20 protein-coding genes are annotated in these 22,815 nt (G+C 45.7%); 16 read left to right on the forward strand and 4 right to left on the reverse strand.

Features of this window, described 5'->3' with window-relative positions; genetic code table 11:
- The first annotated feature begins 226 nt into the window (after positions 1-226).
- Positions 227-688 (forward strand): DUF523 domain-containing protein, encoded by a 462-nt coding sequence (locus ACQW03_RS20070; protein ID WP_441951416.1) that lies wholly within the window; start codon positions 227-229, stop codon positions 686-688.
- Between the two features lie 103 nt (positions 689-791).
- Here the strand turns inward: ACQW03_RS20070 and ACQW03_RS20075 are convergent, their stop codons facing one another.
- Complete coding sequence (locus ACQW03_RS20075; RefSeq protein ID WP_441951418.1) at positions 792-1,541, reverse strand: YdcF family protein; 750 nt, start codon at positions 1,539-1,541, stop codon at positions 792-794.
- 216 nt (positions 1,542-1,757) lie between these two features.
- Here ACQW03_RS20075 and ACQW03_RS20080 point away from each other — a divergent pair, with 216 nt between their 5' ends.
- The 5 genes from ACQW03_RS20080 to ACQW03_RS20100 all read left to right on the forward strand — a co-directional run bounded on the left by ACQW03_RS20080 (position 1,758) and on the right by ACQW03_RS20100 (position 7,442).
- Positions 1,758-2,645, forward strand: a complete 888-nt coding sequence (locus ACQW03_RS20080; protein ID WP_104497103.1) for a DMT family transporter — start codon at positions 1,758-1,760, stop codon at positions 2,643-2,645.
- A gap of 228 nt (positions 2,646-2,873) precedes the next feature.
- Positions 2,874-3,656: an NAD-dependent epimerase/dehydratase family protein gene (locus ACQW03_RS20085; RefSeq protein WP_441951421.1), complete on the forward strand. Its 783-nt coding sequence runs from the start codon at positions 2,874-2,876 to the stop codon at positions 3,654-3,656.
- Positions 3,657-3,885: 229 nt separating this feature from the next.
- A complete protein-coding gene (locus tag ACQW03_RS20090; RefSeq protein WP_023989544.1) occupies positions 3,886-4,881 on the forward strand; it encodes an ABC transporter permease in 996 nt (331 codons plus the stop codon).
- A gap of 18 nt (positions 4,882-4,899) precedes the next feature.
- Positions 4,900-5,793 carry a carbohydrate ABC transporter permease gene (locus tag ACQW03_RS20095; RefSeq protein WP_104497101.1) on the forward strand — a complete coding sequence of 298 codons (894 nt, stop codon included), beginning with the start codon at positions 4,900-4,902 and terminating at the stop codon, positions 5,791-5,793.
- A gap of 107 nt (positions 5,794-5,900) precedes the next feature.
- Positions 5,901-7,442, forward strand: coding sequence for an extracellular solute-binding protein (locus ACQW03_RS20100; protein ID WP_076293531.1), 1,542 nt, complete (start codon positions 5,901-5,903; stop codon positions 7,440-7,442).
- A 124-nt stretch (positions 7,443-7,566) separates the two neighbouring features.
- On the opposite strand, the gene ACQW03_RS20105 is transcribed toward ACQW03_RS20100, so the two are convergent.
- On the reverse strand, positions 7,567-9,828 hold the full coding sequence (locus tag ACQW03_RS20105) for an AraC family transcriptional regulator (protein ID WP_441951424.1): 2,262 nt from the start codon (positions 9,826-9,828) through the stop codon (positions 7,567-7,569).
- A 226-nt stretch (positions 9,829-10,054) separates the two neighbouring features.
- Positions 10,055-10,768: an expansin EXLX1 family cellulose-binding protein gene (locus ACQW03_RS20110; RefSeq protein WP_071641895.1), complete on the reverse strand. Its 714-nt coding sequence runs from the start codon at positions 10,766-10,768 to the stop codon at positions 10,055-10,057.
- A 584-nt stretch (positions 10,769-11,352) separates the two neighbouring features.
- On the opposite strand from ACQW03_RS20110, the gene ACQW03_RS20115 reads away from it, so the two are divergent.
- Complete coding sequence (locus tag ACQW03_RS20115) at positions 11,353-12,069, forward strand: metal-dependent hydrolase (protein ID WP_441951427.1); 717 nt, start codon at positions 11,353-11,355, stop codon at positions 12,067-12,069.
- A 99-nt stretch (positions 12,070-12,168) separates the two neighbouring features.
- Here ACQW03_RS20115 and ACQW03_RS20120 read toward each other — a convergent pair whose 3' ends face one another.
- Entirely contained in the window at positions 12,169-13,248 is a 1,080-nt protein-coding gene (locus ACQW03_RS20120; protein ID WP_441951429.1) for a M42 family metallopeptidase, read from the reverse strand.
- A gap of 185 nt (positions 13,249-13,433) precedes the next feature.
- On the opposite strand from ACQW03_RS20120, the gene spoVAC reads away from it, so the two are divergent.
- From spoVAC to aroE, 9 genes are all read left to right on the forward strand, one after another.
- A complete protein-coding gene (gene spoVAC, locus ACQW03_RS20125) occupies positions 13,434-13,940 on the forward strand; it encodes a stage V sporulation protein AC (RefSeq protein WP_023989538.1) in 507 nt (168 codons plus the stop codon).
- A complete protein-coding gene (gene spoVAD / locus ACQW03_RS20130; RefSeq protein ID WP_023989537.1) occupies positions 13,937-14,959 on the forward strand; it encodes a stage V sporulation protein AD in 1,023 nt (340 codons plus the stop codon). The genes spoVAC and spoVAD overlap by 4 nt, the downstream gene beginning before the upstream one ends.
- Complete coding sequence (gene spoVAE / locus ACQW03_RS20135) at positions 14,956-15,312, forward strand: stage V sporulation protein AE (protein WP_013311204.1); 357 nt, start codon at positions 14,956-14,958, stop codon at positions 15,310-15,312. Before spoVAD ends, spoVAE begins: the two co-directional genes overlap by 4 nt.
- A 215-nt stretch (positions 15,313-15,527) precedes the next feature.
- Positions 15,528-16,487 carry an AAA family ATPase gene (locus ACQW03_RS20140; RefSeq protein WP_441951431.1) on the forward strand — a complete coding sequence of 320 codons (960 nt, stop codon included), beginning with the start codon at positions 15,528-15,530 and terminating at the stop codon, positions 16,485-16,487.
- Positions 16,488-16,490: 3 nt separating this feature from the next.
- Complete coding sequence (locus ACQW03_RS20145) at positions 16,491-17,738, forward strand: DUF58 domain-containing protein (protein ID WP_071641891.1); 1,248 nt, start codon at positions 16,491-16,493, stop codon at positions 17,736-17,738.
- Complete coding sequence (locus tag ACQW03_RS20150; protein WP_071641889.1) at positions 17,735-19,981, forward strand: transglutaminase TgpA family protein; 2,247 nt, start codon at positions 17,735-17,737, stop codon at positions 19,979-19,981. Before ACQW03_RS20145 ends, ACQW03_RS20150 begins: the two co-directional genes overlap by 4 nt.
- A 146-nt stretch (positions 19,982-20,127) precedes the next feature.
- On the forward strand, positions 20,128-20,658 hold the full coding sequence (locus tag ACQW03_RS20155) for a YqeG family HAD IIIA-type phosphatase (RefSeq protein ID WP_013311200.1): 531 nt from the start codon (positions 20,128-20,130) through the stop codon (positions 20,656-20,658).
- The gene (gene yqeH, locus ACQW03_RS20160; protein WP_023989533.1) at positions 20,651-21,778 is read left to right on the forward strand and encodes a ribosome biogenesis GTPase YqeH; all 1,128 of its coding nucleotides are present in this window, start codon (positions 20,651-20,653) and stop codon (positions 21,776-21,778) included. Before ACQW03_RS20155 ends, yqeH begins: the two co-directional genes overlap by 8 nt.
- Positions 21,779-21,883: 105 nt before the next feature.
- Positions 21,884-22,753: a shikimate dehydrogenase gene (gene aroE / locus ACQW03_RS20165; RefSeq protein WP_071641888.1), complete on the forward strand. Its 870-nt coding sequence runs from the start codon at positions 21,884-21,886 to the stop codon at positions 22,751-22,753.
- Positions 22,754-22,815: the final 62 nt, after the last annotated feature.

A 22,815-nucleotide genomic window follows, 5' to 3' on the forward strand; every position in this document is an offset into this window, starting at 1 on the left:
AAGGCCCTAATCAGGGCCTTTTTTCATTACTTGTATTTCGAGTAAAGTTCAAAAGGGTATGGGTAGAGTGCAGGATCATGATTATGATTATGGCATCAGCTGGACGAATATCTTACGGAACGCGGACGTAGCGGCGAGTCTAAATTTTCTCACGATGACTCTACGAGAAAATTTGTTTATACTTTAACTACTTAATAGTGAATGCAATGGATATGAGGTGGAACTAATGATTCTGGTAAGTTCGTGTTTGGCGGGCATGAAGGTACGATATAACGGGGCGGATAGCCTGAATGTACATATTCAGAAGTTGGTAGAGGAAAAGAAAGCTATGACGATCTGTCCTGAGCTTTTGGGGGGCTTTGTGACTCCGAGAGAGCCTGCTGAGATTGTTGGAGGGACAGGCGAGGATGTGCTGAACGGCACAGCCAAGGTGGTCGAGTTTTCAGGCAACGATGTCAGCGATATGTACATTAGAGGTGCGTACGAAGCCTTGAATGTAGCCAGAGAGGTTAACGCAACACTTGTTGTTTTAAAAGAAAACAGCCCGTCCTGCGGATCAGCAGCAATATATAATGGGTCATTCGAAAATCATAAAATAGCAGGTAACGGGGTAACTTCGGCTTTGTTAAAAAAGGAAGGCTTTAAGGTCATATCGGAAGGACAAATATCGGATATTTTCTTGGATTAGAATATGTAAGGGTAGATCAAGCGCCTTGCTAGCTTACAGGCTTATACCTGCGAGCGCAAGACGCTTGTTTGTGCTATGTGCCGCTATACGAATAGACATCACATTATTTAAGCTTTAATGCAAGAATTCCTAGGTATTCCTTGAGGGCTGTTCCGGATGTAGACATGGCCCCAGCAGACGGCGAGAGCTTGCCAGCATACAGTGACAGCTTTTCACTTGCCAGATAGTCGGTAGGATAAGCTATGGCCTGCACGCCTGCACGCTGAAATTCCAGTGCAGCACGTGGCATATGGAAAGCGGAGGTCACCAGAACAGGTCTAGTGAGTTGATGTTTTTCTAAAATTTGGGATGTATACACGGCATTTTGCTGTGTGTTCAAAGAACGGTTTTCGATCAGGATGTCCTTTGCCGGAATACCGAGTCCTAGTAGCTGCCTTTGCGCAATATTCGCTTCATTACCACTGTCTCCAAACACTTGCCCGCCGGAGAAAAGAATGGGTAAGCCTGTTGCTTCGTGCAATCTGGCCGCAGTGAGCAGACGATTGGCCGCAGATCCTAGCAGATTGCCTTGTCCATTGATGTCGGGGGTTCCTTCTGTGGCTCCACCCCCAAGTACGACAATGACATCGCCTTGAATAGTACGGGGCTGTGGGTACTGTTTTTCCAGGCTACTGATTAACAAATCTCCAGCCAAATTGGTCGAGGAAACATACAGCAGCAATGTGACAAGAAGCAGTACGACCGCAGGTATACGTGCCCTTTTCCATAGCCAGATCACGAGCCCTGCCATCACCAGGATGAACAAACCGGGAGGGAGCACAAAGCTGTACAAAAATTTGATGATATAAATCAAGTGCAGACAACCTCCTATCCTTATAAGCTTTTAAGTCTTTTTGGTATATTGTAACATAGGCAAATGACTGGATTCCTCTGTCCGAAGACATAGCTCGATGAACAAGCGGGCATGAAAGGTGGAGCTTCCCAATACATATTTTTTGTTTGATAAAGTTGTTCTGCAGGCGTAGTATATAAAGTCTAGTGATTTTTTTCATAGAGGAGCGATAGCGTCATGGGAGAGTTAACGACAGCCAAGCGGATGATGATGATCGCGCTACTGGTTGTATTGTGGGGCATTTCTTGGCCCATTTATAAAGTGGCATTGGAATTCACACCTCCATTGTTGTTTGCAGGGCTACGTACACTGCTGGGCGGTCTGCTATTAGGAGCAATTTTAGTACCGAGATGGAATCGCATTCGTTGGAAAGAAAATTGGCGGGTGTATGCTATTTCAGGTATTTTTAACGTGGTACTGTTTTATGGTCTGCAAACAGTGGGACTGATGTACGTCCCCTCCGGCTTGTTTTCTGTGCTGGTATATCTCCAACCTGTGCTTGTCGGTATTTTTGCATGGATGTGGCTAGGAGAAGCGATGTCCAGACTTAAGGTGATTGGATTGATCATCGGATTTTTGGGCGTTGCAGCTGTCAGTGTGGGCGGATTTTCAGGGCATGTGGCTGTGGCAGGTGTAATCATCGCCATTATTACAGCTGTGAGCTGGGCGTTGGGAACGGTATATGTGAAAAAGGTAAACCAGCGTGTCGATTCGCTGTGGCTGGTTGCATTTCAATGTACTCTGGGAGGCATTGTGCTGACGGGAGCTGGAACGGTGACGGAAAGCTGGTCAGATATCGTATGGAATGTCCCGTATGTATCAGGGCTGATATTCGGCACGGTACTGGGAATTTCTCTTTCCTGGTTGCTGTATTTCACACTTGTTAATTCAGGGGATGCGAGTAAGGTTGCGTCTTATACGTTTTTGGTGCCTGTGATCTCGGTGTTTGTCAGCTCGTTGGTGCTGGGCGAAGCGATTACGGCTTTCCTGCTTATCGGGTTGATCTTAATCGGGCTTAGCATTTATTTGGTTAATCGCAGAGCGAGAGTAGTACGACAAGCTTGAACGTAGTAGTTGAAACCAAGAGATTAAAACATAGAACTTGTAACATAGTAACAACAAGGGACTCTTGCACAGTAGCAGGGTCCCTTTTTATATGCCGACAGGAGACACAGCTAAGTAGGCTTTGACCTGCCTAATTGGAGAGTTTAAGGGGTTTCCTCCCTAGGGAGTTGGTTAAGATTATGATATGGATGGCAGCATACAACCAAGCAAAGAAGGGAGATGCGGACGATGGCACGAAAATTGTTGATTACAGGTGCGGCGGGTACAATTGGGAAAGTATTGTATGAAGGGCTAAAAGCGGAAGGTAAATATGAAATAACCGCCACTGATGTGAAGAGGGAGGAAGAGGCAGGGATTGTGGAAATGGATATACATGATGATGCACGACTGGATGAGCTTACACGCGGAGTGGATACGGTACTGCATTTTGCATGGATCAAGGATGAAGGGGATTTCCTCGGCAAAGTGCTGTCTGGCAATGTTAGTGGAGCCTACAAGCTGTATGAAGCTGCGGTGAAAAATGGAGTAAAACGCATTGTTTTTGCCAGTTCCAATCATGCCACAGGGTTTTATAAAGTAGGCGAAAGCATAGATGTAGAAGATCCCTACCGACCAGACAGTTTTTATGGATTGAGTAAGTGCTACATTGAACTGTTAGGACGGCTGTATGCCGATCAGGGCAAAATATCTTCAATGAATATCCGTATCGGAAATTTTCCTGGAGATGATCGGCCCCATTCGGAGCGCGCCGCTCATATTTGGATTTCCGAGCGTGATATGATCCGTCTGACCGTCTGCTGTATCGAAGCTCGTCCGGAGATGAGCTATCTTAATTTGTACGGTACGTCAGCCAATACGGATAATTATTATGACATTGGCTACTTGGAAGAACAAATCGGATATAAGCCGCAGGATAACGCCGCCGAGCTGCTGGAGCAGGCAAAGAAAATCGGATTTCGGGTAAAACAGGATGAAACCACATTCCAGGGTGGGCAAAAAGGAGTAGAGTAGATCGTTCAAATATGCTTCATGAATAGGCTTAAGGCGTCGATTAGACGCCTCATATTACACAAAACTTCACAAATATCCGAATTGTTCACTCCTCAGGACACTCCTTTGTTCATGAAGCATGAGAGGCTTCACTTTTCATTTTGAATGCGCTTACATAAAATATAGTTATACGGCGGCGGTGCTACAAACCTTGCTGTCGGTAACGTATACAGAGGGGGAGTGACTCACATTGAATCAGCCTATGCCCAAAAATTCTGCAATGCTTACAACGGATTCCCGCCTGAACGGTAAGAGGCTGGGAACGGGTAGGAAACATGGTTTTTTCTATGAACTGTTCCGCAATCGGGTATTATTTCTGATGTTGTTGCCCACTTTAATTTTTTTCTTCATTAATTCCTACATTCCTATGGTGGGTATTTATTATGCATTTACCCAGTTCGACTTTAATACCAGCCTGTTTGATGCCAAGTTCGTCGGACTCCAAAATTTTCGCTTTCTATGGCAATCCGGCACGCTGACAAAACTGACATTGAATACGGTCGGATACAACGCAGCGTTTATTTTACTCGGTAACGTGTTAGCGATTGTTCTCGCTATTTTGCTGAATGAGCTACGAGGCCGCTACTTTAAAAAGATCGCTCAATCCGTGATGTTCCTGCCTTATTTTGTTTCTTTCGTTATTCTAAGTGTCATCGTGTATAACATATTTAATTATGATAATGGGTTCTTGAATACGCTGCTGCTGCAATTTGGTGGTGAACGCGTGGATGTATACAACAAACCATGGGTATGGATTTTCCTGATTATCCTGTTCTATTTATGGAAAAATCTTGGTTACAGTATGGTGATCTATCTGGCAGCGATTACTGGTATCAGTGACGAATATTATGAGGCAGCTAAAATGGATGGGGCCAACATTTTTCAACGAATCTGGTACATTACCGTTCCTATGCTCAAATCGACATTTGTTGTGCTGCTGTTGTTTGCGCTTGGTAGTATTATGAAAGGACAATTTGATCTTTTCTATCAGTTAATCGGAAACAATGGGGTGCTGTATAATACGACGGATATTTTGGACACTTATGTGTACCGTTCGCTGAAAGTGACTTTTGATGTGGGGATGGCTTCGGCGGCAGGCGTATACCAATCATTATTCGGCTTTGTACTGATCATGACCGTGAACTATATCATCCGCAAGTTGAACGACGAGTATGCCTTATTCTAGAAAGGAGGACCCAAACGGATGGCGATCAAAGAGGATGTATACACTCGAATTTTTAAAATGATCTCTTATGTGATTATCATTATTGCTTCCATTGCTTGTTTACTTCCATTTCTACTTATTATTTCGGCTTCACTGACCAGTAACGAATCGATTATCAGGGATGGATATCACTTTATACCACAACAATTTTCACTGGAAGGTTACCGGACGGTGTTCACCTTTCCTGGAGAGGTGTTAAGGGCGTACGGGGTAACGATTTTCACCACGGTTGTAGGTACGACGTTGGGCCTGTTCCTGATGACGATGGCAGGATATGTGCTGGCACGCAAAGATTTTAAATACCGTAATGCGTTTTCATTCTATATTTACTTTACGACGCTGTTCGGAGGCGGTTTGGTACCTTGGTACATTATGCTGACGAAGTATTTAGGATTGCTTGATACGTATACAGTGCTTATTTTCCCGGGATTGATGACTCCGTTTCTGATCATTTTAATGAAAAACTTCATTCGTTCCTCCATGCCGGAAGAGCTGTTCGAGTCCGCTAAAATTGACGGTGCGGGTGATTTTAAAATTTACTATCGAATTGTGCTACCTTTATCTACACCGGGTATTGCCACTGTGGGGCTGTTTCTGGCCTTGGCTTATTGGAATGACTGGTTCTCATCCTCACTCTTTATTAACGATCCGCATAAATACCAGTTGCAATATTATCTGTATAATGTAATTAACTCCATGCAATTTATCGCTCAAATGGGTGCAGGTACTGGCGTAACCCTTTCCAACGATATGCCGACAGAGTCGACCAAAATGGCAATGGCGATTGTGGTTACTGGACCTATTTTGCTGCTGTACCCGTTCGTACAGCGCTATTTTGTTAAGGGATTGACCATTGGTGCGGTAAAAGGCTAAAGTGGCACTCAAGGAATGTGATGGCATGACGTGCTGACGTTGTGCCATCTAAATAAGAAACATTGTAAGCGTTTTAATTAGACTACCATTTCAAAGGGAGGATTCACATGACATTTACAAAGAAAAGAAAACAACGCATGTCCATCCTGATTGCAGTAATGGTCATTATGGCACTATTAGCTGGATGTGGAGGCGGCAGCGGGAACAGCGCTCAAAAGGCAAATGGAGAGGATGATAAATCCCAGAAGGTACAGCTTCAATTTTATATGCTGGGTGATGCTCCTAAGGATCTACCTAGCATCGAGGCGGAGATTAATAAATTAGCGGAAAAGGATCTGAATACTACCGTCAAATTCAACTATACTACATGGACAGATTGGGATCAGAAATATAAACTGTTGCTGTCTTCTGGTCAACCTATTGACCTGATTTTCACTGCTGACTGGACGCAGTATCAAGCTTATGCGAAGAAGGGCGCATTCCTGCCGCTAGACGATTTGCTGCCTAAGGCCGCACCTACCTTGCAAAAATTTGTGCCCCAAGACATGTGGGATGGAGTTAAAATCGGAGGCAAAATTTATACTGTGCCTGGCACGTATAAAGAATATGTCACAAACGGTTTTGTATGGCGTGAGGATTTACGTGAGAAGTACAATTTGCCTAAACCGACAGATATGAAGAGCTACGAAGCTTATATGGATGGGATACGTCAGCATGAGCCCAATATGAAAACCGTATCTCTAAACAGCGATATCAAGGGAAATCTGCATGACCGATATACTGAATTAGTAACAAAAAGCGTGGGCGCACTGCCTTACGGTATCGGTATTAAATACGAAAAACCATCAGAGGTATATAAATATTGGGGCTCGGATGAACAAAAGGAAGAGTTGAACACTTACAAACGATGGGCAGATAAGGGATTCATTCCTAAAAACGTATTGAATGTAAAAGATACACTTCAGGATCAAGTGACGTCTGGTAAAGCAGCGAGTATTTTCGGTGACAATCCAACCCGGTTTAATGATATGGTCATTAAGCTCAAAGCATCTCATCCAGACTGGAAGCTGGATTACTATCCATTCCCTTTGACGACAGGCTATGCAACTCCAGTGCATCCGATTCACAACGGCTTTGCGATTCCAAAAAGCAGTCCGAATCCTGCGCGTGCATTGGCCTTTTATGAAAAGCTGGTGACGGACAAACGCTATAACCTGCTCACTCAATACGGCATTGAAGGCAAAAACTACGAAGTCAAAGATGGTTACTACCAAATGATAGGCAGCGGTAGCACTAATGGATTTTCACGTGAAGGTATGAATAGCTGGGCTTGGCGTAACCCGAAATACATGCTTTTTGATTCAGGATTTGACCGTGTGAAGAAGATTTTTGCCGAGCTGGATAAAATTCAGAAGCCCGATATATTTACTGGCTTTGCAGAGGACTACACGACCTACCAAGCAGAAAAAGCAGCTTTGGAACAGGTTGAGAAGCAATATCTGTATCCGCTTGAGGCTGGACTGATTGACAATGTGGATCAAGGATTACAGACCTTCTTGCAAAAGGCAAACCAAGCTGGTTTGGAGAAAATCCAAGCCGAGTATACAAAACAATGGGAAGCTTACGTAAAGGAGAAGGGTATTAAATAAAACATAATAAATTGTGATCAAGAAAAGCAAGTCTCCAGAAAGTGGGAGGCTTGCTTTTTTAATGTCAGTCTATGTTTTTTAGAGCCATGTTCCGTTCTCAGAGAGATTGTGTAAAGTAGGCTGCTTATTGTGCACTCGCTTTTGAACGACGAAAATCGGTTGGTGTTACTCCTAAGCTACGCTTGAACATGCGATGGAAATAAGAACTGCTCGAAAATCCGGTTTGTTCTGCTATGTCAGCCACGGACCAGTCAGTTTGTTCCAGTAGTTCACATGCCTTGCGAATACGGAGTTGCTGGATGACGTCTACGATGGTGGACATGGTCTGTTGCTTATATAGCCTGCTGATATAGATCGGCGACATATCCAGTTCTTCCGCAATCTGATTGAGACAAAAATTGGGATCCGTATAGGCTTGCTCCATTCGTTCATTAATTTGCCGCACCAATCGTTCTTGCTTCGTGTTTCGTTTTTCCGATAGACTGGAGCGAACATGATTAAAGACCAATTGATAATGATCAATAAGATTCTCAGCGGTCTCTAACCGATCTGCGGATGGTAATTCAGGTTTAGATACTATAGCAAATCCATTGATCTCACTGATATGCCGAACAGCATTATTTACACTCATGATGAGTCGGGATATCGCCACTTGAACAGAGGAAAAAGGATATTTTTCCATATGCATCAATAATTCTTTGAACATACTGTGTGCATCCTCCGTATGACCAGACAGTAGCATATCTAGCATTTTTTTCTCTTTATCGGCTGGATATACGTAAGTATTTTGGATATCCTCGTCTGTAGTGTTTTGCGCATTAATAATGCATCTGTGCCCCTGAAAAAATCGGTGCATAGATGCGTCTTGTACTTGGCGATACAGCAGATGCAGCCGTTCTGGTTGACTTGTGATGGCACTATAAGTCAGTGAAACGCTCAGCTTCAAATATTCAAAGCAAGCTTCACGTATTTGGCGTAATAAGGTTTCTAGCAGTACAGTGTCCGTATGTTCTGCGGGATCGAGAATGTTAAGCATCAGCAGTACACTGTCCTCATCCATATCAACGGTCTCCACATTGTACGTCTGTCCGCATATTTCAGAAGCAATGTTCATGATTGCAAACTTATAGGGTAGCAGATCAGGTCCACGTTCGCTTTGCCATCGGGTATATTCATCTATGCGTAGCAGCGCAAGGCGGTAGTCTTTGTCAAACTGGAACGTAATTCCAAGCTCGCGCAATCGTTCCGGTTCTTCACCGGCAGGAAGATTTCGGATTCCCCGGATCACATTTCTTAAAATGTTTTGCCGGATCGTGTACATACTGTTTCTTTTCTCCGATTCCAGTGAATTCATATGCACAACAATTTGGCCAATAGGCGTATACAGCATTTTGGACAGCAGCCACGAAGCCACGAATCCTGCCAATGCAATGATGGCGGCTATCAGTAACATCGCATTACGAATAACACTCGCCATTTTGATAACGCTTTCATACGGTGTGACACTAATATACTGCCAACCTAGTCCATCCGGAGAGGTGTAGGAAATGAGTGATCTTTTACCATGAAAGTCTTCTACAAAATAGCCTGTTTCTTGTTTTTTGACTCTCGTGTGCAGCCATAGCTGTTCTTTTTCGTTCAAAGTTTCGTCTGTCAGTGTTGTACCAGACAACAGTCTACCCTGATCGTCTAAAATATAAGCGGTCCCGCCTGAGATTGGATTTGCCGCCATTTCCTTGTTCATCCATGCCGCCGACACATTCACAATCACAGCCGAATTTATTGCTTCGTTCGAGTTAATTGCGTCATAACATAAATACGTATAGGCTGCGATATGTGGGCTTGCTTGCTCTACTTCAGCTCTGGAGTCTGAGGCAGACAGCAGCGGATACGTGCGTGGAATAGGCGTAAAGGGTTTATAGTCCTGATAATGATCCAGCACGCGAATGATATCTGTATCAGCTAGTTCATGTTTGCTGAATAACCCGTTTTGACCTTGTGAGGACGCAATGTAGAAGGTGCCGCTTTTAGGGTTAAACACGTAGATGGATTCGATATACGGCATGGAGTTAAGATAATTGTTCAATTCGGTCATGGCAGCGGTTACATCATATACATTAGGTTTTGGATAATACAACAACTTGGACAGGGTACTGCTGCGATACATTTGGAATGCCAACGATTGAGCAATAGATGTCATGTTAATAACCTCTCTGCTTCTCAACGTCAAGCTGTTGTGATTGGCCTCGAATGCCTGCTCCTTTTCCACGCGAATATAGTAAAAATAATACACAGTGGTGGATACCAGCAACGTTAGCGTAATACATAACGTAATGCTGACCAGCAATTTGCTGTGAAGCTTGTGATGCTTTTTGAAATTGCTCATATGAACAGGCCTCCTGTCTGTGTGCACGTAGCTGTAAAGTACACCCTATTTATGTATTCATTATACGTGTGATCTTGTGAACAGGACAGTGAACAAACCGATTCTTTGTGAAAAATAATGATTTTTTCGTAAAAAGGCCAGGAACACTTATACGCATTGGATTTGCGTCGGTTCCCGGCCGGGTTTGTCTATTCAAATAAAAAAAGGAAAGATGACAGTACTGCAATTAGTCAGGAAATTGAACGTTACCTTTAACGATATAGGCTCCGCCTGTACCATTTTCCGCTAGAGCTGGGATTGTATCGTTCAGCACGACACCGCGAATGTCCGTAATCCGTATTTTCAGAGGTTGTTTTCCTAGGTTAGTACCTAGAAAGTGGTTGTAATCCTGTTTTTCGAGATTGAGCCATTGTCCGTTTTGTTGGACTTCCATCTTCAAGACCGGATATTTATGATTGCGTACTTGAATAGCTGCCCACCATTGGCTGCTGCCTTCTTTAATGCGGTAGGAGACATTGCCGTTAACCGGAGCTTTGACAACTTTCCATGAAATATTGATTTTTCCGTCTATTTGATTGCCAATCAGGTTGAACGCGTTTGGGGACAGATCGAGCGCGCCACTTGGACCTTCAGGGTAAAGATCAGTTACATATACGGTTGTTTTCCCTTTGGGACCTTGAACTTCCAAATAGGCTCCAGCTAATGCAGCTTTGATTCCGTTATAATTCAGTTGTGTGCGGTTAAGCGCTGTAATTTTGGCATCCGAAGGGATGGGATCAAGCAGTAATGCCCCTCCAGAGTAACCTGATCCCGTATATGTGGCGTACCCCGTGTATGTATCATTCCAAGCAGCTGAAGCGGGAAGGGCGAATAATATAAGACTTAGCAACGATGTCAGACCGATGGTTTTGAACTTTCGGAACGTCGATTTTTTTTGCATAATCATTTCCTCCTTATTCATTTAATAGATTCATATAGTAAATATAAACACTATATTACCTAATATTTCAAATTGTACAATAGGACTTTGAGGCAAAAAGAAAATATTGAAGATGTTTGTCAACATACTCATATGCCATATGTCTTGTTTTTTGGGAAATGGTTGAACTGCGCTCTTTTTCGCAGAAAGTTTGCAGGGCCGCCGATAAGGTCAGGAAGATTGCAGCCTTATAACAGAGGGAAGGGCTGACTGGAGAGTAAGCACAGAGGAGGGGCGGGAATATGGGGACGAATGTCTTTTATGTACCGCCAGTAAATTTGATGGGAATGCCTGTTAGCGGATAATGTCATGAAAGATGTGTGTGCCCCTGGCAATCCTTTTTAGCCGACCCAAGAGGAAGTTATTACTTTGTTCCAAAAAAATACTTTGGAGCGATTAAACTAGGACTTTTGAATGAAGTCTTTTAAATAGAATAAGCGAACTATTGTTCTCCTTTTGTTTGTCGTATACAATCGAATCATGCTGATTCAAATGGAGTGATGTTGAACTCTGTTGTATGCTGCAACGAAAGGATGTTTTGCACCATGATGGGAAGAGCCCATTTGATTATTGGAACCGGGGTCTCCCTGTCGGTATTAGCTCTAAGTGGATACGAAGTGACCCCGGCTGCCGTGGCAGCTGCTGTGGTCGGTTCACTGTTGCCGGATATTGACGAGCCTAACTCCATGCTCGTGAGCCGAGCGCTACCAACCAAAATGCTTAGGCTCGTACAGCTTCTAATGATTGGGGCTGCTGGTTGGGTATTTTTCACCCGTTTGGCTCCACCTCCATGGAATCTTGTGTTGGCTTTGCTGATGATCAGTGCTTCTTTTATGCCTTCACGATCCATGCGCAAAGTTATTATCTTTTTAATTGGTATCGGCCTAGCCTGGTATGGAGAATCATATGCACCTTGGAATTATATCGCCGGGTGTCTGCTGATCATTTGTACGCTAGTCCCACACCGGGGGTTGACACATACGGTATACGGGACCGTCGCATGGACTGCGCTGCTTTATGGTACGACACGTTTGCACGGTAACAGCATATGGCTGGCTGGAGGTATGGCGTACTTGCTGCATTTACTGGCAGATTCCTTGACGAATAATGGAATTAAACCTTTGCCGCCGTTTAAATGGAAGCTGCGATTTAAATTGATGAGTACTGGAACCCGGAAGGGAGCTAAGGTAGAAAACGTCTGCATTGCTTTAACTACTGTACTTGTAGTGATTGCTTTGCTTCGTTATAAGCATTTGATTTGATATGTTCTATCTTTTGTTTCTATTAAATTAAAAAAACAGTCAATGCACGTTGTACGTGTCTTGACTGTTTTTTTATAGATTGCGATTCTCTGTTACACCTTAAGCTCGTTCAATAATGGTATTCAGCGTTGTACGATCCAGATTTTGAACCAGCTTGATAATCAGCTCTTTGGCTGCATCATAATCATCAGTGTGAATAATGGACGAGGAAGTATGGATGTATCGTCCGCAGATGCCTATGACGGTGGATGGCACGCCAATTCCGCTCAAGTGCACTTGACCTGCATCGGTTCCCCCTGTGGAGATGAAATATTGATACTTGATTTTGTGAGTTTCCGCCATGTCTTGCACGTATTCCACAATCCCGCGATGTGTAATCATACCCGGATCAAATACCCGCAGCAGTGCGCCTTTACCGAGGTGCCCGTAAGCATTCGGGTCGCCGCCCATATCGTTGGCCGCACTGCAATCCAGTGCAAAGAATATATCCGGCTGAATCAGATTGGCCGCTGTGCGTGCACCACGCAGTCCCACTTCCTCTTGAACAGTAGCCCCCGCATACAATGTATTGGGAAGCTTTTCTTTTTCTTTATGTAACGCTTCAAGCAGTTCAATAGCCAAGCCTACACCGTAGCGGTTATCCCACGCTTTAGCCATGATTTTTTTAGGATTTGCCAGTGGAGTGAAATCACAGATCGGCGCAATGGCCGTTCCTGGTACGATCCCCAGATCTTGCGCTTCTTGTCTGCTGTCTACGCCGATATCCAGATACATATGCTTGATGTCCATAGGTTTGCTGCGTTGCGATTCATCCAGCAAATGAGGCGAGACAGAGCCGACTACACCGATAACTGGGCCTTTTGGAGTTAATAATTGAAGACGTTGTGACATAATGGCTTGGCTCCACCAGCCTCCAACCGGCTGAAAACGAATCATTCCATTTTCCGTAATACCATTCACGATAAAACCGACTTCATCCAGATGGCCTGCCACCATTACTCGTGGTCCACTCTCTTGACCTCGTAGCACCCCAAAAAGACTCCCCAATCGATCTTGCACGATTTCATCGGTATAACCGGATATCCGTTCCTTAACCCATGCCCGCAACTCACGCTCATGTCCAGGAATGGAAGGAAACTCCGTTAAGGTTTTAAACAATTCCAATGTTTTTGATTCCATGATGTATACCTCACTCCTTATTAATTAACCAGTGGTCGTCATGTATTCAGTATGAATGGATTTGTATCGAATGTCCACGATATCATTTTCCTGACATAACATTTCTCCAAAAAGCTCATAATGAAAAAGACCCAAGCAATTCGAACCGCCAAGCGCGAAAACTTACAGACAAGGGGTGGTGAATGATGCCAGCTAAATCAGGACAGCGCGGTTTTCGTACCAATACGTCGCCGCTGTCCATAAATGAGAAGGACTATCAGAATATTTCACAAAAGCATGAACCCTCGAGAAAAGTATTTGCCAATTGTGTGCGCGCTTTTCTGGTTGGAGGCGGGATATGTGTGATTGGACAGGCGATTCAAGAGGCTTTTATGGCAGGAATGCACATATCAGCCAAGGAGGCCGCCCCGCCAACCTCATCCATGATGATCTTGCTGGCGGTCATATTAACCTGTATAGGGGTTTACGATAAGGTTGCCCAATGGGCGGGCGCGGGAACCGCTGTGCCAATTACAGGCTTTGCTAACTCCATGTGTTCGGCTGCATTGGAATATCGTTCTGAGGGACTGGTGCTCGGAGTGGGCGCGAATATGTTCAAGCTGGCAGGCTCAGTTATCGTATTCGGGGTGGTGGCCGCATTTATCGTAGGCGTTATATATGCCATCCTTGGTGTGGGAGGCAATCACTTATGAGAAGACAGGGAGGACAAACCTGGAAGTTTGAATCAAGACCGCGCATCATTGGAAGTGCCACTGTTGTGGGCCCGGATGAAGGAGAGGGACCGTTATCCACAGATTTTGATTATATTTATGACAATATAGAAATCAACGAGAAAACCTGGGAAAAAGCGGAACGTAGATTGATTGAGCATTCTACAGAGCTGGCGCTAATTAATGCCAATTTGAACAAAGAAGAAGTGCAGTTTTTTATTAGTGGTGATCTGATGAATCAGATTATCAGTAGCTCCTTCTCGGCTAGCAAGCTGGCCATTCCCTATTTGGGTGTTTTTGGAGCCTGCTCAACATCAATGGAAAGCTTAGCCTTAGCCGCACTTATTGTGGACTCAGAGGCCGGTGACTACGTGATGGCAGGTACGACGAGCCATAACTGTACTGTAGAAAAACAATTCCGCTATCCTAATGAATACGGATCACAGAAGCCCCCTACGGCTCAGTATACTGTTACCGGTTCCGGAGCCGCAATTGTAGGACATGCCAAGTCAGGGACGGTGGTGGATTGTGCTACCATTGGACGTGTAATGGACATGGGCATTAAAGACCCCTTTAATATGGGCGGAGCCATGGCTCCCGCGGCTGCGGATACGCTGTTGTCTCATTTTCGAGATACTGGCCGTGACCCTGGGTACTATGATCTCATTGTAACGGGCGATTTAGCCTCAGTGGGGCTACCGATTGCCAAGGAGCTGCTCAAAAAAGATGGATTCGATATGAATCAGACGGAATTTAATGATTGTGGTTTACTGATTTACGATATTAATAAGCAAAAGAAAGTCATTGCAGGAGGCAGTGGTTGTGGCTGCTCGGCTGTTGTAACCTATGGGCATTTGTTGAAGCGGATCGAAAAAGGAGAGCTGCAAAAGGTACTGGTCGTAGCGACCGGAGCGTTATTATCTCCTTTGACTACACAGCAGGGTGAAAGCATTCCTTGTGTTGCACATGCTGTAGCTTTTGAAGCGGGAGGAACAGTATGATATTTCTATGGGCTTTTTTAGTGGGTGGTGCCATTTGTGTCGTAGGCCAGTTGATGATGGATGTGTTCAAAATGACGCCGGCACATACGATGAGTACATTGGTTGTTGCAGGTGCAATTGCTGATGCTGTTGGGATATACGATCCGCTTATTAAATTTGCAGGGGCGGGAGCGACTATTCCAATTACCAGTTTTGGTAACTCACTTGTACACGGCGCATTAACCGAATTGGAGAAGGACGGATGGCTGGGTGTCATTACAGGGATCTTTAGTCTGACAAGTGCAGGAATTTCCTCTGCGATTATTTTCTCTTTTCTGGCATGCTTGTTTGTTCGTCCAAAAGGAAGCATATAAAAGCAGCGGACTTTAGATTTGACATAGTAAAATAAATAACTGTATACATGTGCCCTTCGGATCTAATGACCGAGGGGTTTTTAATTGTTCTGCATATGAAAAATCGAAAGAAGGATGGAGTCTGAATACTACGGGCAGGGGGTTAAGTGTACTCTGTGCCCACCTTCATGTACAATAATAGGAAACATGTTGCTATCTAGGAGGTTTACAGAGCTATGCCCGTACGTCAAGAATCTGTGCAGATTGTATCTGCAATCCGTTCTAATCTGGAATCATGTATATTAGGTAAATCCTTTGAAATAAAATTACTGCTTACGGCTATGCTGGCGGGTGGACACATTCTGATCGAGGACGTTCCGGGTACGGGGAAAACGCAAATGATCAAGGCTCTTGCCAAATCCATGCGCGGTGATTACCGCCGTGTTCAATGTAATCCTGATATTCTCCCGAGTGATATTACAGGGGTATCCATATTTCATCCACGGGACGAGCGTTTTTATTTCCGTCCGGGTCCTGTGATGACTAATATTTTGCTGGCGGACGAAATTAACCGAGCGACGACGAAAACCCAGTCGGCTCTGCTGGAGGTTATGGAGGAACGCAGTGTGACGGTGGATGGGGACACGCATATGTTGCCTCATCCTTTTATGCTGTGTGCGACACAAAATCCGATTGATTTCGAAGGCACTTATATGCTGCCGGAAGCACAGTTAGATCGTTTTATGCTCAAAATTAGCTTGGGTTACCCTGACATGGAGACGGAGCGAAACATGCTGCTTCACCATCAGGCAGGCCAGCCAGCAGACCGTCTGGAGGCTGTAGCTCATATGGAGCAGGTTGCTGACATCCAGCAGGAAATTAGAGGGATTTATATGGACGAAGCAGTGACGTCCTATTTACTTGATATCGTGCGTGCAACAAGAGAACATCCATCCGTGCTGCTGGGAGCTAGCCCCCGGGCGGCGCTTGCTTTTGTAATGGCTGCGAAGGCATACGCTTTTCTGGACAATCGTGACTATGTGCTGCCTGATGATGTGAAGGCGCTGGCATCTTATGTGCTAACGCATCGTTTGTTGCTGCGTCCCGAGGCGCGTCTGGACAGTTCCAATGCCCAGTCTGTGCTCCAAGCTGTCCTTCGGCAGGTTCATGTACCCGTACGAATGGAGCGTCCTTAGGGAATGAATATGGTCAAAAGGAAGCGCAGGCTTCCCCGGCTGTCAGGCCGCATCTGGCTTCTGGTGGTCATATGGGTGGTGTGCCTGCTATATTTGTTGTTTCAGGGCGGCAAGACGTCGGTCATGCTGTTGTCTATGGTTACGCTGTTAATCGTTTATTTATGGATCGTTGGTCTGAGCGGAGTTCGCCGTGTGCAAGGCTCCCGGCAGCTTTCGCAAGGCTCGGAGTTTGGAGAACTGCTGCATGCGGGAGATCAGGTGCATGTAAAGCTGAGCCTCAGCATTCCTGGTTTTCTTCCGTTACCCTATGTCATTGTCCGTGAGGTCCTCAAGCGGCATACAGGTGAATCCTGGTCGTTTGAGGACAGTGTCATTCCCAGTCTAAAAGGGGGCGGTCAGCTTACATTTCAGACTCCCGCTTTAGAGCGAGGAAGCTACCACTTTGAGGAAACTGAATGTGTGAGTGAGGACATCTTCGGTCTGTTGGAGCACAAAGGCAGCTTGAACGCACGCGGTGAATTTCGGGTGCTGCCCCGAACGGTATTCATTCCGTATTGGCAGATGTATGACCGTCGCTCAAGGATGTCTGGACCGCAGACCGTTCAAACTCGAACGCGGCGTGAAACGACACAAATTAACGGTGTACGAGACTATGTATATGGAGATCGGTTTTCGCGCATCCATTGGAATGCGACGGCTCGTACAGGTAGCTGGAAATCCAAGGAATTTGAGCATGAGACCGTTCCAAAAACGATGCTTGTACTGGACGTACACATGAAGCATTATGTAAACGCCGAACAGTTTGAGCTAGCTGTATCCTCTACCGCTTCATTGCTGGAATATGGTGGACGGGAGCGAATGGGGGTTGGATTGTGCACAGCTGGAGAAAAAGGCACTGTCTATCAGCCAAGTGAGCAGACATTGGAACGACAACGAATGATGCATCACTTGGTAGACATACACACAACTTCACAAGGTAGCTTGAAATCCGCTATAGAAAGCAGTGTGCGCCAGTTTCCGCAAGGCTGTTATTTTATACTGATTAGTCCACTGAAGGATTATCAGGCGATGGAGCTTCTTCGCTGGGCCGATACCCGAGGGATGACTCCGTGCCATGTCTATATCGGAGAAGGTTCTGCTGAGGGAGAAGCTGAAGAATGGATGAGCATGCTTCGTGCAAGGGGAATCAAGGGCTACGATGTTGAGAGCCTTGAAGAGCTCCCGGCTGTAATGGGGGGAGGGACACTATGAAGAGCTGGTTACAATCGTTAAAGGGTTCCTGGGCCCCCGCTTTTACATTTTTATGGATTATTATTATTGCCATGCAATGGGTTTCTTTTGCTTCCGAATTATGGCTGAAAGAGACAAGAGCACTTGTACTGATGACCATTACAATGCTGGCTCTGGTGAAGATTGTACTACCATTTCGTCCTTGGATTGAATTTATTGTTAAGGCGGCGGCGCTGTTTTTTATTTTGTATCGGACATTGGTGTCTTACTCCATCATTATCCCCTTCGGAGGGGTAGCCAATCGCCTGGACCAATTTATATCCAATATGTCTCCTTATATTTGGTTTTCCCTCATCGCTTGGCTAGTTATTGAAATGGTGCCGCTCATCGTTACAACGAAGCAGCGGATTCTTGTTTTTGTGGGTATTAATATCGCCGCGCTGGCAGTGCTTGATTCCTTTACGCCAACTGTGCTGTGGGAGGAGGTTGCCTGGATCGTCTTTGCTGGTATGGGTTGGCTAGTGACACAGCATCTGCAGTATTTTCGGCAGCATTATCCTCAAGGGTGGAAGCATATTCGACGCTATCCATATAAAATAGCAGCCAATATTGCGGTCATTTTTGCGCTCATTATTATGGCTGGTGTCAATATGCCCGAGGTACAGCCAGCTTTGACGGATCCCTATACAGCGTGGACCCAGAGAAATAGCTCAATCACCGCCGGGATTAGCAATGGATCTGGGGCACTGAATCAGCGGATGAACACCGCATCAGGTTATAGTCGCCAGGATAATCGTTTGGGTGGAGGTTTTAATTTTGATTATTCTCCTGTCATGACCATCACGACCACTCAACGAAGCTATTGGCGGGGGGAAACGAAACGAACCTATTCCGGTACAGGCTGGAGTGACGGGGGAAACGATGATCAAACGCTAAATGATGTTCCAATGACCGCAGAGCTTGAAAACACACAAGAAACGCGGCATTCGACTGAGCAGGTCGTTCAGACCATTACGATGCAAAACGACCAGAGCTATCCTGTTTTGTTTGGTGCCTATTCGGTACAGCGTGTTCAATCGGTGGACAGAGATTCACGGGCAGACGGGTTACGGTGGAACCCGGAACAGGCGGAACTGCTTTGGAATCCATCCTCCCGAAGAACTGCTTATCCTAAAACGTATACTCTGGTATCACATGTCCCTGTGATCCCTGAGAAAGAGCTACGCACAAAAACTTTTAATGGGTTGTACGGAAAAAACAAACAGGATGCCTATCTACAAATTCCAGATGAGTTGCCACAGCGGGTTCGTGATTTGGCTCAGAACGTAACGTCAACGGCGAAAACGCCGTATGAAAAAGTCGGATTACTACAGCAGTATTTGCAGCAAAATTATGCATATACGAACAACCCGGACCTCTCACGGAAAAGAAGCAGAGATTTTGTGGATGCCTTTCTGTTTGAGATTCGGGAGGGCTATTGCGATTATTATTCCACCTCATTAGTCATGATGGCTCGCTCTGTTGGGGTTCCAGCCCGTTGGGTTAAAGGGTATGCACCTGGTCAGCAGACGTTTTCAGATGATGCAACAACGGGCGAAGGTGACGAAAATATGTCCTCTTACTCCGTAACAAATGCGGATGCTCATTCCTGGGCGGAAGTATATTTAGGTGAATACGGTTGGGTTCCTGTAGAAGCTACGCCGGGCTTTGATATGCCGCTGCTTACGGAACAGGAGGATTCAAAGACTCCAGAAGCCCCAGAGGTTAAAGATCAATCTGAACCAGAACAGCCTGAGCAGAACCCGCAGACTGATCCGGAGGAAGGTTCAAAGATTCATCCTGTAATTATAGGTTCTGCTGCTGCAATTCTGCTGCTGTGGGCTGCTTATATCGTCTGGCGTAATCGGGCAGACATTCACTTTTACCTGCTGCGATTACGCAGAGGTAAGCCGCTGACCCCGGATGAAAAGGTGGTCGTCGAAACTGAGCACTGGTTAAGGTACATGCGAAGAAAGGGATTTGTCCGTGCCAGTCACGAGACGCTGAGGGAATCAGTTAATAGATGGTCGCTAGAAGTACCAGAACACGCTTCAATTTTACATCAGCTGCTTGGACGATTTGAACAAGCGCGTTATAGTCCCTCATCCGTAACCGCAGAAGATTGGCATATGGTTCGCCAGCAGGCCTCTCTGTTACACAAAGAAGGATGGATAAAACGATGGGCTGGACGAAAAGCTGCGACGGATCAGAAGGATCAAGACTAGTCTATTTTTGATTAGGTTCAATTTGCCGTCTATTTTAATCTTTAGCTATATATTTAGTGAAAAAGCTGTCCGTTTGTTGCGGATAGCTTTTTACTAAGCCATAGTAATATGGTATAGTTTGTCGTATGAAACTGAGGTGACCGACGTTGTTTGAAATGCTGATGCCCAAATTACGGGTGAATACCGTCTTTGATATTGATCTTGAAGGCTTGTATGCTCAAGGATATCGCGGCATTATTACGGATCTGGATAACACGCTGGTCGGCGCAAAAGCGCCGAATGCGACTCCCGAGCTGGTGGCCTGGTTTGAGAAGGTCAAACAGGCGGGTTTTAAGCTTGTCATCGTGTCTAACAACAATATGGACCGTGTATCCGTGTTTGCTACGCCTTTGGACATTGAATTTATACATGCCGCACGGAAGCCTTCCAACTCGTCTTTTCGTAGAGCCATCCGTATGATGGGGCTGACTCCGGAAGAGACTATTATGGTCGGAGACCAAATGTTGACGGACGTATTGGGAGGTAACCGACTGGGATTGCATACGGTGTTGGTGCTACCGATATCCATTCATGATGAAGGAGTCATGACCCGATTTAATCGGCGGTTGGAGCGAATCGCGCTCACAAGGTTACGTAAGAAAGGCTTATGGCTTGAGGAGGAAAAGAAGAATGACTGAAAGACCTGACGGCGGCACTGCCGTCAAATGTAGTGGTTGCGGTATCACCGTGCAGACCACTAGCCCGGAGCTTCCGGGATATATCCCTGAAAAATTGCTTACTCGCGAACCTGTCATCTGTCAGCGTTGCTTCCGGATCAAAAACTATAATGAGACGTCTTCAGTGACGGTGGATCAAGATGAGTTCTTGAAGCTGCTCAGCCAGATTGGGGACAAGAATGCGCTTGTCATCCACATTGTAGATATTTTTGATTTTGAAGGTAGCTTGATTTCCGGTCTGCAACGCTTTGTAGGCTCCAATCCGGTTATACTGGCTGTGAACAAGACCGATTTGCTGCCTAAGGTAACGAATTGGAACAAGGTACGTAACTGGGTACAAAAGCAAGCGAAGGAGCAAGGACTTCGCACGGAAGAAATTGTTCTGTGCTCAGCTAAAAAAAATCAGGGCTTTGACCGTCTGTTGGATGTGGTATCTGAGCTCCGTGGTAACCGCGATGTATATGTGGTCGGAGCGACAAATGTGGGTAAATCCACGCTCATCAACCGCTTGATTCGTGATTATAGCGATATGGAGCAGGAACTTACAACGTCCCGTTACCCGGGGACTACACTCGATATGGTGAATATTCCGCTCGACGACGGCAAGCATATTATTGATACTCCGGGTATTGTATACCCTTGGCGATTCAGTGAGATCGTCTCCCGTCAGGACTTGAGTGCTATTATGCCGGATAAGCCGCTGAAGCCTGCTGCGTATCAGCTTGATGCCGGACAAACATTGTTTTTCGGCGGTATGGCCCGATTTGATTTTGTGGAGGGTCAGCACCAATCATTTACCTGCTACATTAACGGTGGTCTTAAAATACATCGCACGAAGCTGGAGCGGGCTGATCAGTTGTTCGCTGATCATGCCGGGGAATTGTTATCTCCGCCAACACGAGATCAATTGGCAGAAATGCCGGAATGGACAAGACATGAATTCCGCGTTCCACGCAAATCTCCATCGGACATCTACATTTCAGGTTTGGGATGGATCAGAGTGAATAGCGAGAACGGAGCTCTGGTTGCGGTTCATGCTCCTCGGGGAGTCCGTGTGCTTTTGCGGCCTGCGTTGATATAACGTTGCTGTAACCATGTTATAGGGCGGCAAGGAACAGGTACTGGTTCCTGCCGCCATTCATGTATTTGTGCGGCCTAATATTTTGCAATATGGGGGAGAGCAACGATGAACAGCGGGGAGTCTGAAGCGACCGAACAAGGTCTTGTACTATTGGGCGTATTGGGTGATCCGATCAAGCACTCCAAATCGCCTCTTATGCATAAAATAGCTTTACAGGCAGCGGGGATTGAAGGAGATTTTGTACCTCTTCATGTCAAACCGAATCAGCTGGAAGATGCCATGAAGGGGATTCGCGCTATGCATTTCCGCGGAGTCAATGTGACGATTCCCCATAAAGTCGAGGTTATGAAATATCTGGATGAGATTGATGAAGGGGCCAGACTCATTGGCGCTGTCAATACGATAGTGAATGACAATGGACGGCTTAAGGGCTATAACACGGACGGAATTGGCTACGTACGTTCCCTCAAAGAAGAGACTTCTGTCGATTTGAAGGGAGCAAGAATTGCTGTTCTTGGAGCCGGAGGGGCTGCTCGTGGCGTAATTCATGCTCTATTGGAAGAGCGACCGGAATCGGTTATTATTTTGAATCGAACACGTGACAAAGCTGAGCAACTGGCATTAGAGTGGACGACGGAGGCGATCCCAGTAAGGGGGTATTCCAACGAGGAGGCCAAGAGCGTGCTCGCCACAGTGAATGTGTTGATTAACACAACCTCGGTGGGAATGTCTCCTTTATCGGATGAACTTCCACTGGAAACGAGCTTGATTCCGGAGGGAATCATTGTGAGTGATTTGATCTACAATCCGCTGGAAACGAGACTTTTACGGGAAAGCCGTGAACAGCGCGGTTGCACTGTACATGGGGGCTTGGGCATGTTCGTGTACCAGGGGGCTGTGGCTTTTGAGTATTTTACAGGGGTTGTCCCTGCTGTAGAGCAAATGAGAGCGGCTGTGCTGAGTAGCCTGTCGTAGGTAAGATTGTACATTAAAATTATGGAAATGCTGCATTGCATATGTGGCGACGAAGGGGTTAA

The sequence above is a fragment of the Paenibacillus sp. DRB1-1 genome, from assembly GCF_052119485.1.
Taxonomy (GTDB): domain Bacteria; phylum Bacillota; class Bacilli; order Paenibacillales; family Paenibacillaceae; genus Paenibacillus; species Paenibacillus polymyxa_B.